This is a genomic window from Pseudoxanthomonas mexicana, assembly GCF_001556105.1.
Taxonomy (GTDB): Bacteria; Pseudomonadota; Gammaproteobacteria; order Xanthomonadales; family Xanthomonadaceae; genus Pseudoxanthomonas_A; species Pseudoxanthomonas_A mexicana_A.
Map to the genome: position 1 here is coordinate 22,301 of NZ_LSIF01000089.1, position 17,090 is coordinate 39,390.

The following is a 17,090-nucleotide window of genomic DNA, read 5'->3' on the forward strand; positions in this document are numbered from 1 at the left end:
ATGGGTACCGCCGGCGCATGGCCACCGACCCCCGCGTGGAGGCGACATGGACCGCAAGCACTGCCTGGTGACCGGGGCCAACCGCGGCCTGGGACTGGAACTCGCCATCCAGCTGCTGGCTCGCCAGCGGCATGTGGTCGCGACCTGCCGCCACCCCGGCAAGGCGACGGCGTTGAACCGTCTGGCCGGCGAACATCCGGGGCGTCTGCACGTGCTGCCGCTGGACGTGACCGATACGCGCAGCCGCGATGCGCTGCTGCGCGACCTGCCCCTGGTCACCGACGAGCAGCCCCTGCACCTGCTCATCAACAACGCCGGCGTGCTTCGCGGCGGCGAACGCTTCGGGCAGATTGCCGCCGACGATCTGGATACGAGTTTCCACACCCACGCCGCGGGCCCGTTCCTGCTGACGCAGGCGCTGGCGCCGCAACTCGCGGACGGCGCCGTGGTGGCCAACATCTCGTCGGAGATCGGTTCGATCGCGTTGCGGCAGGAGTTCCGCACGCCCAGCTACGCCATCGGCAAGGCCGCGCAGAACATGGTCACGTCACTGCTCTCACAGGCGTTGGCGCCGCGCGGCATCAAGGTCGTCGCCCTGCATCCGGGCTGGGTGCGCACCGACATGGGCGGCGCCAACGCGGCGCTCTCCGTGGCGGAGTCTGCCACCGGCCTGTTGCACGTGATCGACCACCTCACCGCCGAGGACAGTGGCCGCTTCCTCGACTGGCAAGGGGACGCGCTGCCCTGGTGAAACTGAACGTTGGCTGCGCCCATCCGCAGACGACGCAACGCTTCCGAGTTGAACAGCATCCAAACCCTTACGTACCGGAATGACCGGGCGCGGGGCGAAGCGGCGTGTCCGCAGTCACAACGAACCGCACCGCCCGTCTTGATTCACGCAGGACGGACGCCGGACGGACACTCGCTCCGGACAGCGGACACGCAGGAAGCGCAAAGAAATACATATATATCAATAGCTTGTGTTTGGCATGGTTTCTGCGCTCCCAAGAACAAGAAAGCGCAGCACCCCGCAAACCTGACTGAAACATGAATCAAACTATCAGAACGAAAGGTTTTGCTTGATCGTTCTGTCTAGGTGTACTACCTTACTACCACACCACCCAACAACATCACTACAGAGGCATGACAATGAACGCCAAGAACCTCCTCCCCCTGACCGCCGCCGCCGTGTTCGCCCTGTGCGCCGGTGCCATGGTCGTCTCCGCCACCCACGCCGACAACAACCACAATGTCGCCGCACAGGCCATCCGCATCGTCGACCTGCCGACGGTCACGGTGACGCCGAACGCCGAAGACCTGGCGCACTACAACACCTACAAGAACACCAAGATCGTCGACCTGGCCACCATCGCCGTGACGCCGACCGCCGAAGACCTCGCCCAGTTCGTGGCCCAGCAGGCCGTCCGCATCGTCGACATGCCGGTCGTCACCGTGCGTCCGTCGGCTGAGGACATGCAGCAGATCGCGGTGCAGGCGGGCGTGCTGGCCGGCCAGCTGGCTTCGCGCTGATACGCAGGCAATACACGCTCCACCTGCGTCATCGCGCAAGCCGGCTGCGGCCGGAGTTCCGCCGCGACACCCGCCCGTGATGTCGTGCAGCGCCGCGTAGAATGCGCGCCATGACCGACACCCTGGACATCGACGTCCTGCTGTACGAGCCGGAAATTCCCCCGAATACCGGCAATGCCATCCGCCTCTGCGCGAACACCGGCGCGCGGCTGCACCTGATCGAACCGCTCGGGTTCGCATTGGAAGACAAGCAGCTCAAGCGCGCCGGCCTGGATTACCACGAGTACGCCACGCTGCAGGTCCATGCCTCGCTCGATGCAGCGTTGGAACGCATCAGACCGACCCGCCTGTTTGCGCTGAGCACGCGCGGCACCGTCCGTTACGACCAGCCTGCCTACCAGCGCGGCGACGCCTTCCTGTTCGGCCCGGAAACACGCGGCCTGCCACAGGACGTATTGGACGGCCTGCCCGACAACCAGCGCCTGCGACTTCCGATGCGACCTGACAACCGCAGCCTCAACCTGTCGAATACGGTCGCCGTGGTGGTGTTCGAGGCCTGGCGGCAAGCCGGGTTCACCGGCGGCGCGTGACCGGTGGCGTGGACGCCCGCGGGCGCGTCCCCTAACCTCGCGGAACCGTATCGGCACAGCCAAGGACCCTGCGACATGACGCCCACGATCGTCTTCATGACCCTCTACGTACTGACGCTCATCGGCATCGCGATCTACCTGATCGTGCTGGCGACGCGTCTGGTCAAGGCGCAGGAGCGCAGCGCGCAGGCGCTGCTGGAGATCGCAAGGAAAATGAAGGATTCCCTCGACCGGTAGCGGTCAGCCGAAGCGCGCGAGCCCGTAAGGCGTCAACGGAATATCCGTCGCGTGGCCAGCCATCATCTGGTCGACCAGCCTGCCGGTGACCGGCCCCTGTGTCAGGCCAAGATGGCCGTGGCCCGTGGCGATGAAGATATCTTCTCCCGGCACGCGGTCGATGATGGGCAGCGAGTCCGGCGTGCACGGGCGATTGCCTGCCCATTCCGACACCGGCTCACCGGTGATGCCCGGAAACAGCTTGCGCGCTTCCGGATCGAGGCGGTGGATCAGCGCATAGTGCGGGTCGCGGCCGAGCGCGGTCAGCTCCTTGATGCTGGTCATGCGGATGCCGGCCTGCATCGGCGACACCACCATGTAGCGCTCGGCCCACAGCGTGGGGCGCTGCACGACCGCCTGCACCTCCGGATACATCAGGTGGTAACCGCGTGCGGGGATCACCGGGATCTTCAGGCCGAACGGACGCAGCAGCGCGTTGCTCCACGCCCCTGCGGCCACGACCACGCGGCCGGCATGCACGGGACCGCGGTCGGTATCGATGCGGTAGCCGTCACCCTGCCTGGCGATCGCCGACGCGCTGGCGGTCAGCGATGCCGCACCGCGCGCGCGCAGGTCATCGAACAGGCGACGGCAAAATTCCCCCGGGTCGCGCATCGCCAGCGATTCGCGCTGGAACACCGCGCGCTGGAAACCCGTGCCGATGTTGGGTTCGAGGTCGCGCAGCTGGGCGGCATCGAGCACGTCGAACGCGACGCCGCGCTCGCGCATCAGTCCGCGCTCCCATTCGCCCTTCTCGAAGGTGGCGTCCTCGCTGTAGACGTGCAGGTAGCCGGTGTGGCCGATCAACTCGTTCGCACCGATCCGCTCGCCCAGATCCAGCCACGCACCCCGCGAGGCGGTGTTGATCGCACTGAGGGCGTCGATGATCGGCAGCACATGCTGCAACCGCCCCTGGTTGAGGAACTGCAACAGCCAGCGGGCGTAGGATGGACTGACGGCCCAGTCCAGCTTCAGCGGCGCCAACGGGTTGGCGAGCATGCGCAGCGCCTTGGTCACGATGCCAGGCGTGGACTGCGGCATGACGTTGCCGACCGAGATGGAACCGGCATTGCCGAACGAGGTTTCGCCCGCCGGTCCCTTGGCGTCGATCAGCAGGCAGGACAGTCCGCGGTCCATCAGATGATGGGCCGTCGACAGGCCGACGATGCCGCTGCCGATCACCGCGACATCGGTCGTCTGCGGCGAGGAAGAAGAAGGGGAAGGACTCATCGGATCGGAACGTCGTAGGCGGTGTGTGGGGTGGGTTCGGGACGGAAGGTGAAGTGCCACCACTCCATCGCGTAGTTCTGGAAGCCGTGCCGCGCCATCGCCTGGACCAGTTGCTCGCGGTGGCGGCGCTGTTCGTCGGTGATCGACGCATGCGCGGTATTGGCGCGCGGATCGAAGAAGTCGAACGGCGTGCCCATATCGAGTTCGACGCAGGCGTCGCCTTCGCAGCGGACCAGGGTCAGGTCGAGCGTGGCACCACGGCTGTGCCCGGAGGTCTCCGCGATGTAGCCGTCCAGCAGGCTCGCCTTCTCCAGGTTGGGGTAGTACGCAGCCTTCGTGCGCTGGTCGGCCGGATCGCGTGCCCAGCGGACAAAGTGCTGCACCGCTCGCACCGGGCGATAGCAGTCGAACACCTTCAGCGACAGGCCTTCGCGCTGCACGTCCTGTTGCACGCGTGCGAGCGCCTGCGCGACCGACGCCAGCAGCAGGCACTTCGGTGCTTCGTAACCGGTAACGGGCGCGCCGACGAAGTTGTTCGCGCCGGCGTAGCGGATGTCCTGCTTCAGTCCGGGCACGACGCTGGCCGCGTCGACCAGATCCGCCTCGGCTGCCTCCTGCGCAGGAGATACCTGCACGGCCGACGAAGAAGCGCAGGCGCCCAGCCATGGCAGTGCGCACGCAAGCAGCAGCGAGGCACCGCGCATGTCAGCGGCACGCCTGCGTGCGGTGGAAATCGAGGTCGGCATAGTCATAGCTGAAGTCCGCGTCCGGATCGACATGCGACAGTGTAAGTCGCGCATCGCCACCTGCAGGCACCGTGGCGAAGTGCAGCCATGGCTCCGCATCCACGCTGTCGTCGTCCCAGTCGACCAGCCAGCGCTCGCCCACGCGCATGACGGTACCCGCCAGCATCGGCGAACGCGCGGCGACGAAGCGCACGCGATCGCCCTCGGGACACAGCGCCACGTCGCCGAACCAGGGATCGCGGTAGTGCCCGGCCCACTCCGCAAGCGATCGAGTGCTGGCGATCGTGCGATCGCGCGTATCCGGCTTGGGCGTGGCGGCTCGCTCACTCGCGCGCTCCTGCTCCAACTGAGCGGCGTAGTAAGCGACCGTGGGTGACGACTGAGGCGCAGTGAACTGTTTGGTCAGCACCTGCCCCAGCACCGCACGCGCCGCTTCACCCTCGCCGTTGATCAGGATGACGATACCGGTGCGCTGGTCGGGCAGCAGGATGACCGATGAATACATGCCGGCCAGCGTGCCGGTATGCGCCACCTTCCACACACCATCCACATCGGACAAGCGCCAGCCGTACCCATAGGCCGAGAAGTGGCTGTTCTCCCAGGCACGCATGCGTGTGCTCACCGGCATCGGCATGTGCGACGTCCAGACCGCCTTGCGCTGCGCGGGCGATAGCCATGCGGGTGTTGCTTCCGGCGACAGCCACATGCGCATCCACGCCAGCATGTCGTCGAGGCTGCAGCGGATGCCGCCTGCGGCCATCGAGGTGACATTCGGAACGACGTCGCCGTCTTCGCGGATGACGCGATTGCCCTGGGGCGTGCGCATGTGCGGCTGCGCCACGTTACCGACCTCGGAGCGGCTCCATTCGCCGACCTGGCAGCGCGACAGGCCGAGCGGCTGGAACAGCTCGCGCTTCACCAGGTCTTCATACGGCGCGCCACCGGCCGCCGCCGCAACTTCGCCCGCCACGACATACAGCAGATTGTCGTACGCGTAGTTGGCGCGGAAGCTGTGCGTGGGCTTGAGATGCGCGAGGCCGGCGATGATGTCGCTGCGGGTGAACCGGTTCGGCTCCGGCCACAGCATCAGGTCCCCCGCGCCGAGGCCCAGACCACTGTTGTGGATCAGCAGGTCGCGCACCTGCATCTGCTGCGTGACCCACGGGTCGTGCATGCGGAATTGCGGCAGGTATTTCGTGACCGGGTCATCCCACTTCAGCTTGCCGGCATCGACCAGGCGCGCGAGCACGCCGGCTGTCATCGCCTTGCTATTGGACGCGATCTTGAACAGCGTGTCGTTGTCAATCCTGTCGCCACCGCCTGCGCGCACTTCGCCGAGCGTGCGCGTGTAGACCACATCGCCGTCGCGGATTACCCCGACCGCGAGTCCAGGCAGTTGATAGCGATCGAACGTTTGCTCCACGGCCGCATCGAAAGCATCGTTGCCGGGCGCGGCATGCGTGCAGGGCGCAAGCAGGACGAGACAGGCGAGGAGATGCTTCATGGCGCGGCCCGAACTTCCGGAGATTCCAAGCTTGTTGCCCTGCATGCAGGCGGGCCGCCGCCGACATTGCCGGCGACGGCGCTTGCCTTGATGCGGTTTGACGACGGCTCAGGTCAGTTGAATTTGTACTCGACCATCAGCGCGAACGAACGTCCACGGGGATCGGCGACGCGTGGTTCCCATGCGGCACCCGAGGCGAAGTCGTTGTAGTGGGCGGTGAACGGCGGATCCTCATTGAGCAGGTTGCGCACGATGAAGGTGAACTTGGCGTTCTCGAGACCCGTCCAGCCCAGGCTGTAGTTGTACGTGATGTAGTCGTCGACATCCGGCTTCCAGTTTTCCGGAATGTAGCTGTTGTTGACCACGCTGACCGGGACTTCATCCTTGTAGCCGTCGCGGTAGATCTGCGTGAGCGTGTGCGACCAGTCGCCCTTGGCCCACGCGATACTCAGCGTGTGCTTCCACTTCAGCGGCAGGTTGTAGTAACGGATGTACTTGCCGACCTGGTTCGGACCGTACGGCGTGCTCTCCAGCGCCTTTTCCTGGAAGCTGTCGATGTAGCTGCCATTGAGGTTGACGCGGAACGTGCCGCCGGCAAGCTCGCCGATCACGTTGGCATCCAGCTCGATGCCGCTGATCAGGGTGCCGCCGGAGTTGATGAAGCGGCGATCGATGGCAACCACCTGGCCGCCCGCATCGCGGATCCAGTTGGCAGTGAACAGGTCGTAGTTCGCCACCAGCGTGGCCTGGTTCGGCACGCGGATGGTGTTGGTGCGTTCGATCTGCCACCAGTCGAGGCTGACGTTGAAGTTGTCGTTCGGCGCGAAGACCACGCCGAAGCTCTTCTGGTCGGACGTTTCGGGCTTCAGGTCGGCCTTGCCGCCGGTCAGGATGCTCGGCTGGATGGCCGCACAGCCTGGCACCGTCGGGCTCGCCACGCCGCTCGGGCAACTTGCGGGGTCGACCAGATCGAAGCCGGTGTAAGGGCTTTCCGTCACGCCACTGAACAGCTTGGTGAACTCGGGCACCTTGAAGCCGTCGCTGATCGCGCCGCGGAACGCCAACGAATCGATCGGCTGCCACTTGAACGAGAACTTCGGATTGATCGTGGCACCGAAACCGTCGTAATCGTCGCGACGCACGGCCAGACTGACTTCCAGGCTGTCGACGATCGGCAGGAAGGTTTCGACATAGAGCGCCTTCACGTCGCGCGACACCTTGGGCAGGTTGTTTGTCGCATCGAACGGCGCGCCGAAGATGTAGCTGTTGTCCAGGACGATGCCGTCCTTGGTCGAACCGAATTCGAACTCTTCGCGGCGCAGGTCGACACCGACCGCGGCCATCACTTCTCCACCCCACAGATTGAAGCCCAGGCCACCGGAGAACGCGGCATCCAGCGTGGTGACGGTGGACTCGCCGCCGTACAGACTAACGCCTGCGGCCGAGGCCGCCTGCAGCATCGCGACGCCGGCCGGGTCATGCTGCTGGCCCGGCATCAGGAACGGATTCAGCAGCCCGCTGCCCAGCGCCGCCTTGAAGCCCGGCGTGAAGTAATAGCCGCTGCCCAGCACCGACTGCGCCTCACTCGCGGCACGCGACAGGCCGATGTCGTAGTCCCAGCTGCCGATCGTGCCGTCCACGCCGACCAGGAAGCGGTACGCCTTGGTGGTCGTCTCGATCTGGCGCGGGCCGCACACCTCGCAGCGCCAGCGGTAGGGAATCGGGCGACCATAGACGAGATTGGTGGGGCCGAAGTAGCTGGCCAATGCGTTGTAGATCGTGTTGTAGGTCGCGGTCGTATTTGCGTTCAACGGATACCAGGTGCTCGGTCCCAGCGCGGTCGCGGCCGTAGAGACCGAGGACGTGATCTGCTGCGCCTCGAACTGGCGATTCGATTCCGAGCGCGATGCCATGACTTCGGCGTAGAAGCGGTGGTTCTCGCCGATCTTGAACGTGGCGCGGCCCAGCGCCTGCAGGCTTTCCTGCGGCTGCTGCATGACCTGTGCAGCCGGATAGTCCCAGGCGCAGGCGTACTTCGAATTGGCGACGCCCCAGAGGCGGTAGCCGTACGGGCCCATCATGTCGCCACCGGCCTCACAGCCGGCTGCGCCGGGCAGGTTGAGGATGTTGATCAACGCCTGGCCGCCGCCGCCAGCCGGGTCGGCCAGCGTGCCGGTGATCAGGCCACCCGCCAGGTTCGAGACGGTGGCGAACGGCGTCCCACGGGTATCGGGCGACAAACCCCGATTAAGCTGGAAGGTATTCGAGTAGTCGCGGTCGCTGCCGAGCAGGATCTCGTTCTGGCGGTAGTTCATCGTGCCCCAGACGTTCCAGCCGTCCGCGTCGATGTCGCCCATGCCGCCAAGCAAGCTGTAGGTGTAGATGTTGCCGCCGCCTTCCTGGGTGACATCGAAGCCGGCATTGACCGTGATGCCCTGATAGTCGCTGCGGGTGATGAAGTTGATCACGCCGCCGATGGCGTCGGTACCGTAGACCGCCGACGCGCCATCACGAAGCACTTCAACGCGGTCAATGGCAGCGAACGGGATGGAGTTGAGATCGACGGCTTGGCCGCGCAGGCCGTGCGTGGCGACGCGACGACCATTCAGCAGCACCAGCGTGGCGTCCGCGCCCTGGCCTCGCAGGTTGGCGCCCGACACACCGTTGTTGCCACGCAGGTCGGCCGGTGCGATGCCGGCGTTGGACGCCAGGCTGTCCGACGCGTTGCTCGCCACGTTGAGGAACTGCAGCAGCTGTTCTGCCGAGGTGATGCCCTGCGCCTCGATCTCCGCTTTCTGGATGATGGTGACGGGCAACGCCGCCTCCACATCGGTGCGCTTGATACGTGAACCGGTCACGGTCACGGTGTCCAGCGTGCGGGCGCCGCTGGTGGGGGCCGCTTCCTGCGCGAGCACGACGCCCGGAATGGCCAAGCCCAACAGGATGGCGGAAGCGAGGTGGGTGGGCCTGAGCGAAAGGCGTCGAGCGGGCATGCAGATCTCTCCTCTGAATGTCTGGAACGCGCGGTACGCGCGACCGGTGTGATGGACTGCGATACGCTCGACGCGTCGTTCCGGGAGTCCGACGCATTCGCCCCAGCCGGCGGCGGCGCCATCGATCCTCGATCCCCGGCCCGGATGGCTCCCCATTCGCGCCTTGCAACGCATCCGGTCCCGGATGCGCATCACAGCTTGCAGATGAAACGGACTGCACCGGCACCCCTGCCGGTAAAACCCCTGTGATGGCGGTTTAGCACGCAGCTTGACCGCAGTCAATAAATTATTCTTGCGGCCCTAAAAAACTGACTTGAATATTCCTGTTCACCGCTGTGGTCCGACGCGACCTGCGGTCAACGCGTACAGGATGCGCAGGTCTTCTGCGTCCAGTTCATTGCCTTCCATTCCCCGGAAACGATGATGAAACGCACGCACCGTATCCGCGCGGTTGTCGATGGAATAACCGATGGCCTGCAGGGCGAGCCACGGATCAAACCCGGGCGGCGGCTCGCCGGCGTCCCCGGCAGGCCAGACGCCGAAGCCCGCCTCCGCCAAGCGCTTCCACGGAAACAACGGGCCCGGATCGATCTTGCGCGACGGCGCCAAGTCCGAGTGGCCAATGATCTGCGAGGGCGGGATGCGCAAGCGTTGCGTGAGGTCGCGCAGCAGCACGATCAGGCTGTCGACCTGCGGATCCGGAAACGGGCGCTTGCCGTCGTTGTCGATCTCGATGCCGATGGATGCGTTATTGACGTCGGTGATCGCGCCCCAGCGACCGGCGCCAGCATGCCAGGCGCGCTGTGTGTCACTGACCAGCTGGTAGATCTTGCCGTCCTTGCCCACCAGATAGTGGGAACTCACCCGCCCGCCGCTGTTACGGCTGCGCAACGTGTCCAGCGACTGCTCCACCGAACTTTGCTCGGTGTAGTGCAGCACGATGACCACCGGACGGCGTTCGTCGAAATTTTTCGAGGGCACCCAGGTGGCGAGGGGATTTCGCGGGGCGGTGTGGGCGCAAGCGCCCAGCAGCAGCGCGATCGCGCCGGCCAGAAGCGGACGAACGATCCATCGCAACCGCGCAGAGCGCACGGTCGTCCGGGCATCTCTCCTGCGTGCCGGCGACACGCCGCCGATCTCCGCCATCTTGCTACGGCTGCCTTGCACGTCATGCGCCCCGAGGTGACCCTTACGTCTTGTTTACCATGGCCGAAAACAGGCGGTCAATAATTTATTCTTGATTTTTTTACGATTCGAAATAAATATTCTCCACAAGTACGAAGGCTGACCGCATCGAGCGGAGGGGCAGGGATGAAGGCACGCATGCAATGCCAGCACGGCCGCACGCCGATGCTGCAGCGGCTGGTCGCGCTGTGCCTGTTCGCCCTGCTGCTGTCGAGCACGGCCCTTGCGCGCGAGACGGCAGCAGGCACAACGGTGCCAGCGCACGGCGTGATAGGCATCGATGCGCGTCACCTGCAACCCGAGTACTGGATCGCGCGGCTCACGCCTGCGGACGCGCCGTTGCTCGACAACTCCGCGATCGCCGCGCACAACGCGAACATGCTGCGGTCGGATCGACACGTACAGGATCCCGCCGCACTGCCGGCACGTATGGACGGCGTGCAGGTGCGCGATACCATCGCATCGCTATCGGCACCACCCACCCGAACGCTCCATGACGATCAGGGCGCGGTGATCGGCAAGGAGCGACTGGATGCACTCGCCGCCAATGCAGCGCTGAAGGCGATCCCCGCCAGCGTGGCGACGCGTCCGGCGCTGGTGGTACGCCGTGCCGACCTGCGGACATTCCCGACGCACCTGCGTGTTTTCAGCACGCTCGACGACACCGATATCGACCGCTTCCAGGAAAGCGCGCTGTTTCCGGGAACCCCTGTCGTGATCATGCACACCAGCGCCGATGGCGCGTGGTACTTCGTGGTCAGCGCGCTGTATTCCGCCTGGATCGAGCGGGACGCGGTCGCCGAAGGGCCACACGACGTGGTGTTCGGTTACGGCAAGGCCTCGCCTTCACTGGTCGTGACCGGCGCCACCGTGCACACGGTCTACAACCCGGAGGAGCCCGGCCTGTCCGCGCTGCAGTTGGACATGGGCGTGCGCGTGCCCGTGCTGGCCGACTGGCCGGTCGACAAACCGGTGAACGGCCAGCATCCCTATACCTCGCACGTCGTCCAGCTGCCGGTGCGCCGTGCTGATGGCTCGCTCGCCCTGCTGCCGGCGCTGCTGCCGCGAACAGCCGATGTCGCTGCCGACTACCTGCCCTATACGCACGGCAACCTGTTACGCCAGAGTTTCAAGTTCCTCGGCGAACGCTATGGCTGGGGCCACGACTACAACGCGCGCGACTGCAGCGGCTTCGTGTCCGAGGTCTACCGCAGCATGGGCATCGTCCTGCCGCGCAACACCAGCGCACAGGCCGTCAGCCCGGCGCTGGAGCGCATCGGTTTCGACACTGGCGACAGCCACGAGAAGCGCCTGGCCGTGCTGCGCACACTGCAGGTCGGCGATCTGGTCTACATCCCTGGCCATGTGATGATGGTGATCGGCCACGATAACGGCATCACCTACACCATCCACGACACCACCGGCATCACGTATCGCGGCGCAGACGGCAGGGTCGTCCGCACCGCGCTCAATTCGGTAGCGGTTACGCCGCTGGAGCCCTTGCTGTTCAACAGCGAGCAGTCCACCGTCGACCGCATCACCGCCATCCAGCGCGTCCGTCCCCAAGGGGCTCCATGAAGATCACCGACATCACCTTCGGCATGCTGCGCGTGCCGCTGAAGACACCGTTCAAGACCGCGCTGCGCACCGTCGACACGGTGGAGGACATCGTGGTGATCGTGAAGACGGACACCGGCCACGTCGGCTACGGCGAAGCGCCGGCCACAGCCGTGATCACCGGCGACACGCATGGCTCGATCATCGAAGCGATCGGAAAATTCATCCGGCCGCGGCTGATCGGGCAGGACGTCGCCAACCTCAACCGCATCACCGACCTTATCCAGACGGCGCTTGAGCGCAACACCAGCGCCAAGGCGGCGGTGGAGATCGCGGTGTACGACCTGTGGGCGCAGCTCTACGATGCACCGTTGTACAAGATGCTGGGCGGTGGCGACCCCGTAATCACCACCGACATCACCATCAGCGTTGACTACATCGACAAGATGGTGGCCGACTCGATCAGCGCGGTGGAACGCGGCTTCGAATCGCTGAAGATCAAGGTCGGCAAGGACATCGGCCTGGACATCGAGCGGGTGAAGGCCATCTATTCCGCCGTTGAGGGCCGGGCGCTGCTGCGCCTGGACGCCAACCAGGGCTGGACCGCCAAGCAGGCGGTGTTCGCCATGCAGCACCTGGAAGACGCCGGCGTCATACTCGAGTTGCTTGAGCAACCGGTGAAGGCGCGCGACCTGGACGGCCTGAAGTACGTCACCGACCGCGTGCACACGCCGGTGATGGCGGACGAGAGTGTGTTCGGCCCGACCGAGGTGATCGACCTGATCAAGATGCGCGCTGCCGACATCATCAACATCAAGCTGATGAAGACCGGCGGCATCTCCAACGCCATCCGCATCGCCGACATCGCGTCCCTGTACGGCGTGGAATGCATGATCGGCTGCATGATCGAGACCAGCATCAGCGTGGCGGCCGCCGTGCACGTCGCCGCGGCGAAGGCCAACGTCATCACCAAGGTGGACCTGGATGGCCCGTCGCTGGGGCAGTTCAACCCGGTCGAGGGCGGGGTGATCTTCAACGAGTCGGAAATCACCATTACCGAGGCGCCCGGCCTGGGTATCCGCGAGATCCGCGGCCTGGAGCTGCTGCCGGGCTGAGCCCGGTGGCGATGGCCCGTTGTCAGCCCCGTCCACCGCCATCACACTCATGCCATGACAACACCCCTGGTGAAGATCCGTTCCGAACGCGACCAGATGTCGGCCATCGAGCGCCGCATCGCCGACTTCATCCTCGACAACGCGCACCTGCTGCGCGACTACTCCTCGCAACAGCTGGCCAGCGCGCTGGGTATCAGCCAGTCGAGCGTGGTCAAGTTCGCGCAGAAGTTCGGCTTCAAGGGCTATCCCGACCTCAAGTACACGATCGGCGAAGTCGTCGCCCGCAATGGCAACAGCCAGGTAACGGCGCACGCGTCATCCACCGATGATGCGGTCGATGCCTACCAGCAATTGCAGGATGGGTTGCGTCGCAGCAAGGTCGCCGCTGAAGAAGAAACCCTCAGCCTCAATCCTCGTTCGCATATCGAGCCGATCGTCGACCTGATCGACCATGCGGACAAGGTGTTCGTCTGCGGGTTGGGCGACGATGGGCTGTTCGCCCGCGAGTTCGCCATGCGGCTGTCACTGCTGGGCTTGCTGACCGTGCATCACGCCGATCCCATCCTGATGATGGCGAACCTGTCCGCCGCGCGGCCGGGCGATGTGCTCCTGATGTTTTCCGAGTTCGGCAAACTGCCCGAATTGTCGCAGGTCAGTCGCCAGTTCCAGGCCTGCGACGGCAAGGTCATCTCGATCACGCGACATACCGCCAACCCGCTGCGTGCGCATGCCGACGCCGCGCTGGTGATTTCCGCGCATGATCCCGCGCCACACGTGGAGCAACTGCTGTACCGCGCATCGCTGCAGTCGTTGCTGGATTTCGTCTTCGTGCTGCTGTGCCAGACCAACCCCGACCGCAACCGGCAACTTGCGATCAACCTCGAACGTATCCATCACCTGCTGGAGTCGTGATGCCCGCACTGCAGTTCCGCCATCGCGCGTCCCGCCTGCTCGCGCTTGTCGCCGTCATGGCATCGAGCTTTTCCACCCACGCAGTCGCGGCCGACACGAACGTCGCTGCAGCGCACGCGTGGCGCGATGCGCGCCAGATGGTGCTTGTCGTGACCGATGGCTGGGACGCCACCACGGGTACGCTGCAACGCTTCGAACTGAGGGATGGGCACTGGCAGCCTGCATCGACCGCTGCGCCGGTCTCGGTAGGGCGAAATGGTGCGGCGTGGGGCATGGGATTGCATCCAGCGCAGGCACAGGGACCACAGAAGCAGGAAGGCGACGGGCGCGCGCCCGCAGGCGTATTCACCCTGGGCGAGGCTTTCGGTTACGCGGACAAGGTGGACACCGCCATGCCGTATCGTCCCATGCATGCCACCAGCTACTGCATCGACGTCCCGGACTCGCCGCTCTACAACCGCATTATCGACACGCGCGAGGAAGGCGAAGCCGCGGCAAAAGGCTCCACAGAACCCATGCGCCTCGACCTGCGCAACGACGGTGACCCTCGCTATCGCGAGGGTCTGGTGATCGGCCACAACCCCAAGGCGACCCCGCGTGCTGGCAGCTGCATCTTCGCGCACCTGTGGCGCACGCCGGGCGAAGCAACCGCTGGCTGCACGGCGATGGCGTCGGAAACGATGAAAGCCGTATTGGCGTGGCTGGCGCCGGATGCGCGTCCGGTATTCGTGCTGTTGCCACGTGACGAGTATTCGCGCGTCATGCGCGAATGGCAGTTGCCGGAGGCGACACGATGAGGTGGCCCGGCGCCACGGCGCGTGTCCTTCTCGGCCTGTCGGCAGGCGCGATCGTCGGCCTGTCATTGGCCCACTGGTTGCCCTCCACTGCGGTCACCGCCGTGGCAATCGCCCAGCCGATCGGCAAGCTTTGGCTCAGCGGTTTGCAGATGACCGTCGTGCCGCTGGTGCTGTCGCTGGTGATCCTCGGTGTCGCCACCGCCAGTGATGCCGCCGCCTCCGGGCGCGTCGCGCGACGGGCGATGGTGGTGTTCATTAGCCTGTTGTCGCTGTTCGCTGCCTACGCCGCCATCGTCGCGCCGCTGGTGCTGTCCCTGGTGCCGCCCAGCGAGGCACTGACCGCCACCCTGCACGGCACGCTTCCGCCCGCTGGCGCGGCCGGCGCTCCGGCACTCGCCGACTGGATCGGATCGATCGTGCCCAGCAACGCCATCATGGCGGCGGCGCAGGGAGCCATGTTGCCGGTGGTCGTGTTCGCGCTGTTCTTCGGCTTCGCGCTCACGCGCGTGCAGCAAGACCGTCGCACGCAGATCATCGGGTTCTGCCACGGCATCGCCGACACCATGATCGTCATCGTGCGCTGGATGCTGCTGGCCGCACCGATCGGTGTTTTCGCCCTTGTGCTGGCGGTCTGCGCGCAGGCCGGTATCGGCGTGATCGGCGCACTGGCCGGCTACATCGCGCTGCAGTGCGGGATGTACCTGGGCGCTACCCTGATCTGCTATGTCCTGGTAGCGGTGTTTGCGCGCCAGTCACCGCTCGCGTTCGCCAAGGCGATCCTGCCTGCGCAGGTCGTGGCCGCCAGCACACAGTCTTCGCTGGCCTCGTTGCCAGCGATGGTGGAGAGCGCCCGTTTTCGCCTCGGACATCCGCGAGCAGTCGCCGCGCTGGTACTGCCGATGGCGGTGACGTTGTTCCGCATCACCAGCCCGATCCAGTACATCGTCGCGGCATGCTTCGTTGCGTGGGCCTACGGTATCGAGGTCAACGCGGTGACCCTGGCCGCTGGAGCTGCGCTGGCCGTGGTGATCAGCCTGGGCTCGATCGGTCTTCCTGGACAGGTCAGTTTCATGGCGACGGTCATGCCCGTGACGCAGTCGATGGGCCTGCCCATCGAACCCTTGGGCCTGCTGTTGGCGGTCGACACGATCCCCGATGTGTTCGCGACCACCGGCAATGTCACCGGCGATTTAACCGCGACCAGTATCGTGGCACGACAATCGCCTGATGCCCGCGACACTGACGGTGATGGCGACGCGAGCTGATCATCGGCCGATGTTGTTGTCGATCCGAGGCGAGCGCTCGGGCAACGATGCCGCCTCGATGGCATTGCGTACCGCATCCAGGCAGATCTGATGGATGTGGTGCGTCGAGTGCTCATCGTCGCCGTGGACGATCAGCGTGATGTCGGCCATGTGATGGCCGGTGGTTTCTATGACGACGACAGTGTTTTCGGTAGGCATGGCGGTACGTCTTGATCGTTGGCCGCCAGGCCTCGAGAGCGGCAGCCGTCAGAATGGAGTGAAACGTGGACCCGCGCGTCGGTTAAGGGAGGCCGGGTGGTGCGACAGCAGATAGGCACTGACGAGCCGCCGCAAAGGGTCCGCGATATCGGCATGTGATTGCAGTGATGCGATGACTTCATCCCAGATGCCGTCCTGCGCCCAGCGGGTGAACCTCACATAGATGCTGTGCCATGGTCCCCACGCCGAGGGCAGTCGACCCCAAGGTTGTCGGGTGACGGCAATCCACAGCACCGCCTCCAGGAATGCCCGTGTTCTCACCCCGTTCATCGCGCGCGCGCGGACGAGTGGCGGCAATGTGGCCACGATCGCGTCCCAGCGCGCCTCATCGAGTTGAAGTGCGGCCGCCGTATCAACCATCTCAGCGTCCCCGGCACCCAGCCCCTGCTCCCAGCTTCGTTCTTCCATCATCGCGTGTCTCCTGACGCTCCGAAAAAACCTGCGCGTATCCCCGCGCTGCGAAATCCTTCCGCTTGCCAGTCAATTCGCGTCGCGTCGCTGGAAGCGGACATGCATCGCATCGCTTCCGCCGACGCCCACACGCATGGCCGGGAAGCCAAAGTGCGTGGGTGATCGCACACCAAAGTGCGTAGTCCTCCGGATGCTTTCCATACCAACTATGGTGATTCTGATAACCAAAGTTAGTTTTCAGTAGCGTTCTTACACAAACAAAAGTTGAGCTTTATTCTGCAATAAAAGTAGAAAAATCAATTACTTATTGACATCTCGACAGCGCGGTGGCATGGTCACTGACGGGGCCGCCCGAGATTGACGACTCGCGCCTCCCGATCTGTGTTGCCCGTTCCAAGACCATCCAGCCCCGCACCACCCTCTGGTGCGTCGGGTGACTGTTGCCGGACGCTCTCCATGGACATCTCAAAAGTTCGACTGGCGCTTGCTCAGCAGGGACTAGACCCTGATGCCATCTCGCGGATCGCTGAAATGTGCGAAGCCGCCGCAGCACGGCAGGTGGGTGAGCACGCCTTGGAGAACTCGATTGTCTACTTCTACTCAAAGAAGAACGGCGCTTTCCGGGAAATGGAAAGTCACACCGTTGAGCGCCTCTATGCCTATCAGTGACCCACCCCCGAATCCTGGGCCATCAGCCGGTAGAGATTCCGACCTTCTTCGG

The 17,090-nt window shown here is 64.9% G+C and carries 17 protein-coding genes; 10 read left to right on the plus strand and 7 right to left on the minus strand.

From position 1 onward, the window contains the following. Positions 1-46: 46 nt before the first annotated feature. The 4 genes from AX730_RS15595 (at position 47) to AX730_RS18955 (ending at position 2,357) form a co-directional block, all read left to right on the plus strand. Entirely contained in the window at positions 47-751 is a 705-nt protein-coding gene (locus AX730_RS15595; RefSeq protein ID WP_062358076.1) for an SDR family oxidoreductase, read from the plus strand. Positions 752-1,149: 398 nt separating this feature from the next. Further along, the gene (locus tag AX730_RS15600; RefSeq protein ID WP_062358077.1) at positions 1,150-1,530 is read left to right on the plus strand and encodes a hypothetical protein; all 381 of its coding nucleotides are present in this window, start codon (positions 1,150-1,152) and stop codon (positions 1,528-1,530) included. 110 nt (positions 1,531-1,640) lie between these two features. Then, entirely contained in the window at positions 1,641-2,120 is a 480-nt protein-coding gene (trmL, locus tag AX730_RS15605; protein WP_062358078.1) for a tRNA (uridine(34)/cytosine(34)/5-carboxymethylaminomethyluridine(34)-2'-O)-methyltransferase TrmL, read from the plus strand. Between the two features lie 75 nt (positions 2,121-2,195). Continuing rightward, complete coding sequence (locus AX730_RS18955) at positions 2,196-2,357, plus strand: DUF8066 domain-containing protein (RefSeq protein WP_157074293.1); 162 nt, start codon at positions 2,196-2,198, stop codon at positions 2,355-2,357. Between the two features lie 3 nt (positions 2,358-2,360). On the opposite strand, the gene AX730_RS15610 is transcribed toward AX730_RS18955, so the two are convergent. The 5 genes from AX730_RS15610 to AX730_RS15630 form a co-directional block, all read right to left on the minus strand. Beyond that, entirely contained in the window at positions 2,361-3,626 is a 1,266-nt protein-coding gene (locus tag AX730_RS15610) for an NAD(P)/FAD-dependent oxidoreductase (RefSeq protein WP_083537979.1), read from the minus strand. Beyond that, positions 3,623-4,330 carry a M15 family metallopeptidase gene (locus AX730_RS15615; protein ID WP_062358082.1) on the minus strand — a complete coding sequence of 236 codons (708 nt, stop codon included), beginning with the start codon at positions 4,328-4,330 and terminating at the stop codon, positions 3,623-3,625. Before AX730_RS15615 ends, AX730_RS15610 begins: the two co-directional genes overlap by 4 nt. A gap of 1 nt (position 4,331) precedes the next feature. Next, a complete protein-coding gene (locus tag AX730_RS15620; RefSeq protein ID WP_062358083.1) occupies positions 4,332-5,876 on the minus strand; it encodes a serine hydrolase in 1,545 nt (514 codons plus the stop codon). Between the two features lie 113 nt (positions 5,877-5,989). Then, positions 5,990-8,869, minus strand: coding sequence for a TonB-dependent receptor domain-containing protein (locus AX730_RS15625; RefSeq protein WP_083537981.1), 2,880 nt, complete (start codon positions 8,867-8,869; stop codon positions 5,990-5,992). 327 nt (positions 8,870-9,196) lie between these two features. Beyond that, positions 9,197-10,015 (minus strand): N-acetylmuramoyl-L-alanine amidase, encoded by an 819-nt coding sequence (locus AX730_RS15630; protein WP_083537982.1) that lies wholly within the window; start codon positions 10,013-10,015, stop codon positions 9,197-9,199. 165 nt (positions 10,016-10,180) lie between these two features. On the opposite strand from AX730_RS15630, the gene AX730_RS15635 reads away from it, so the two are divergent. From AX730_RS15635 to AX730_RS15655, 5 genes are read left to right on the plus strand one after another with little or no spacing between them, the layout of a single operon-like run. Then, positions 10,181-11,632 carry a C40 family peptidase gene (locus tag AX730_RS15635; RefSeq protein ID WP_062358085.1) on the plus strand — a complete coding sequence of 484 codons (1,452 nt, stop codon included), beginning with the start codon at positions 10,181-10,183 and terminating at the stop codon, positions 11,630-11,632. Beyond that, positions 11,629-12,726 (plus strand): dipeptide epimerase, encoded by a 1,098-nt coding sequence (locus AX730_RS15640; protein WP_062358086.1) that lies wholly within the window; start codon positions 11,629-11,631, stop codon positions 12,724-12,726. Before AX730_RS15635 ends, AX730_RS15640 begins: the two co-directional genes overlap by 4 nt. Positions 12,727-12,780: 54 nt before the next feature. Then, positions 12,781-13,638, plus strand: a complete 858-nt coding sequence (locus AX730_RS15645) for a MurR/RpiR family transcriptional regulator (RefSeq protein WP_062358088.1) — start codon at positions 12,781-12,783, stop codon at positions 13,636-13,638. Further along, positions 13,638-14,435, plus strand: coding sequence for a L,D-transpeptidase family protein (locus AX730_RS15650; RefSeq protein WP_062358089.1), 798 nt, complete (start codon positions 13,638-13,640; stop codon positions 14,433-14,435). Before AX730_RS15645 ends, AX730_RS15650 begins: the two co-directional genes overlap by 1 nt. After that, entirely contained in the window at positions 14,432-15,700 is a 1,269-nt protein-coding gene (locus AX730_RS15655; protein WP_062358091.1) for a dicarboxylate/amino acid:cation symporter, read from the plus strand. The genes AX730_RS15650 and AX730_RS15655 overlap by 4 nt, the downstream gene beginning before the upstream one ends. On the opposite strand, the gene AX730_RS18960 is transcribed toward AX730_RS15655, so the two are convergent. Then, positions 15,701-15,898, minus strand: a complete 198-nt coding sequence (locus tag AX730_RS18960) for a hypothetical protein (RefSeq protein WP_157074294.1) — start codon at positions 15,896-15,898, stop codon at positions 15,701-15,703. It abuts the gene before it with no gap. 48 nt (positions 15,899-15,946) lie between these two features. Beyond that, a complete protein-coding gene (locus AX730_RS18570) occupies positions 15,947-16,369 on the minus strand; it encodes a transposase (RefSeq protein WP_083537984.1) in 423 nt (140 codons plus the stop codon). Positions 16,370-16,825: 456 nt separating this feature from the next. Between AX730_RS18570 and AX730_RS15660 the strand changes: the two genes are divergently transcribed. Beyond that, positions 16,826-17,038: a hypothetical protein gene (locus tag AX730_RS15660; RefSeq protein ID WP_062358096.1), complete on the plus strand. Its 213-nt coding sequence runs from the start codon at positions 16,826-16,828 to the stop codon at positions 17,036-17,038. Positions 17,039-17,090 lie beyond the last annotated feature (52 nt).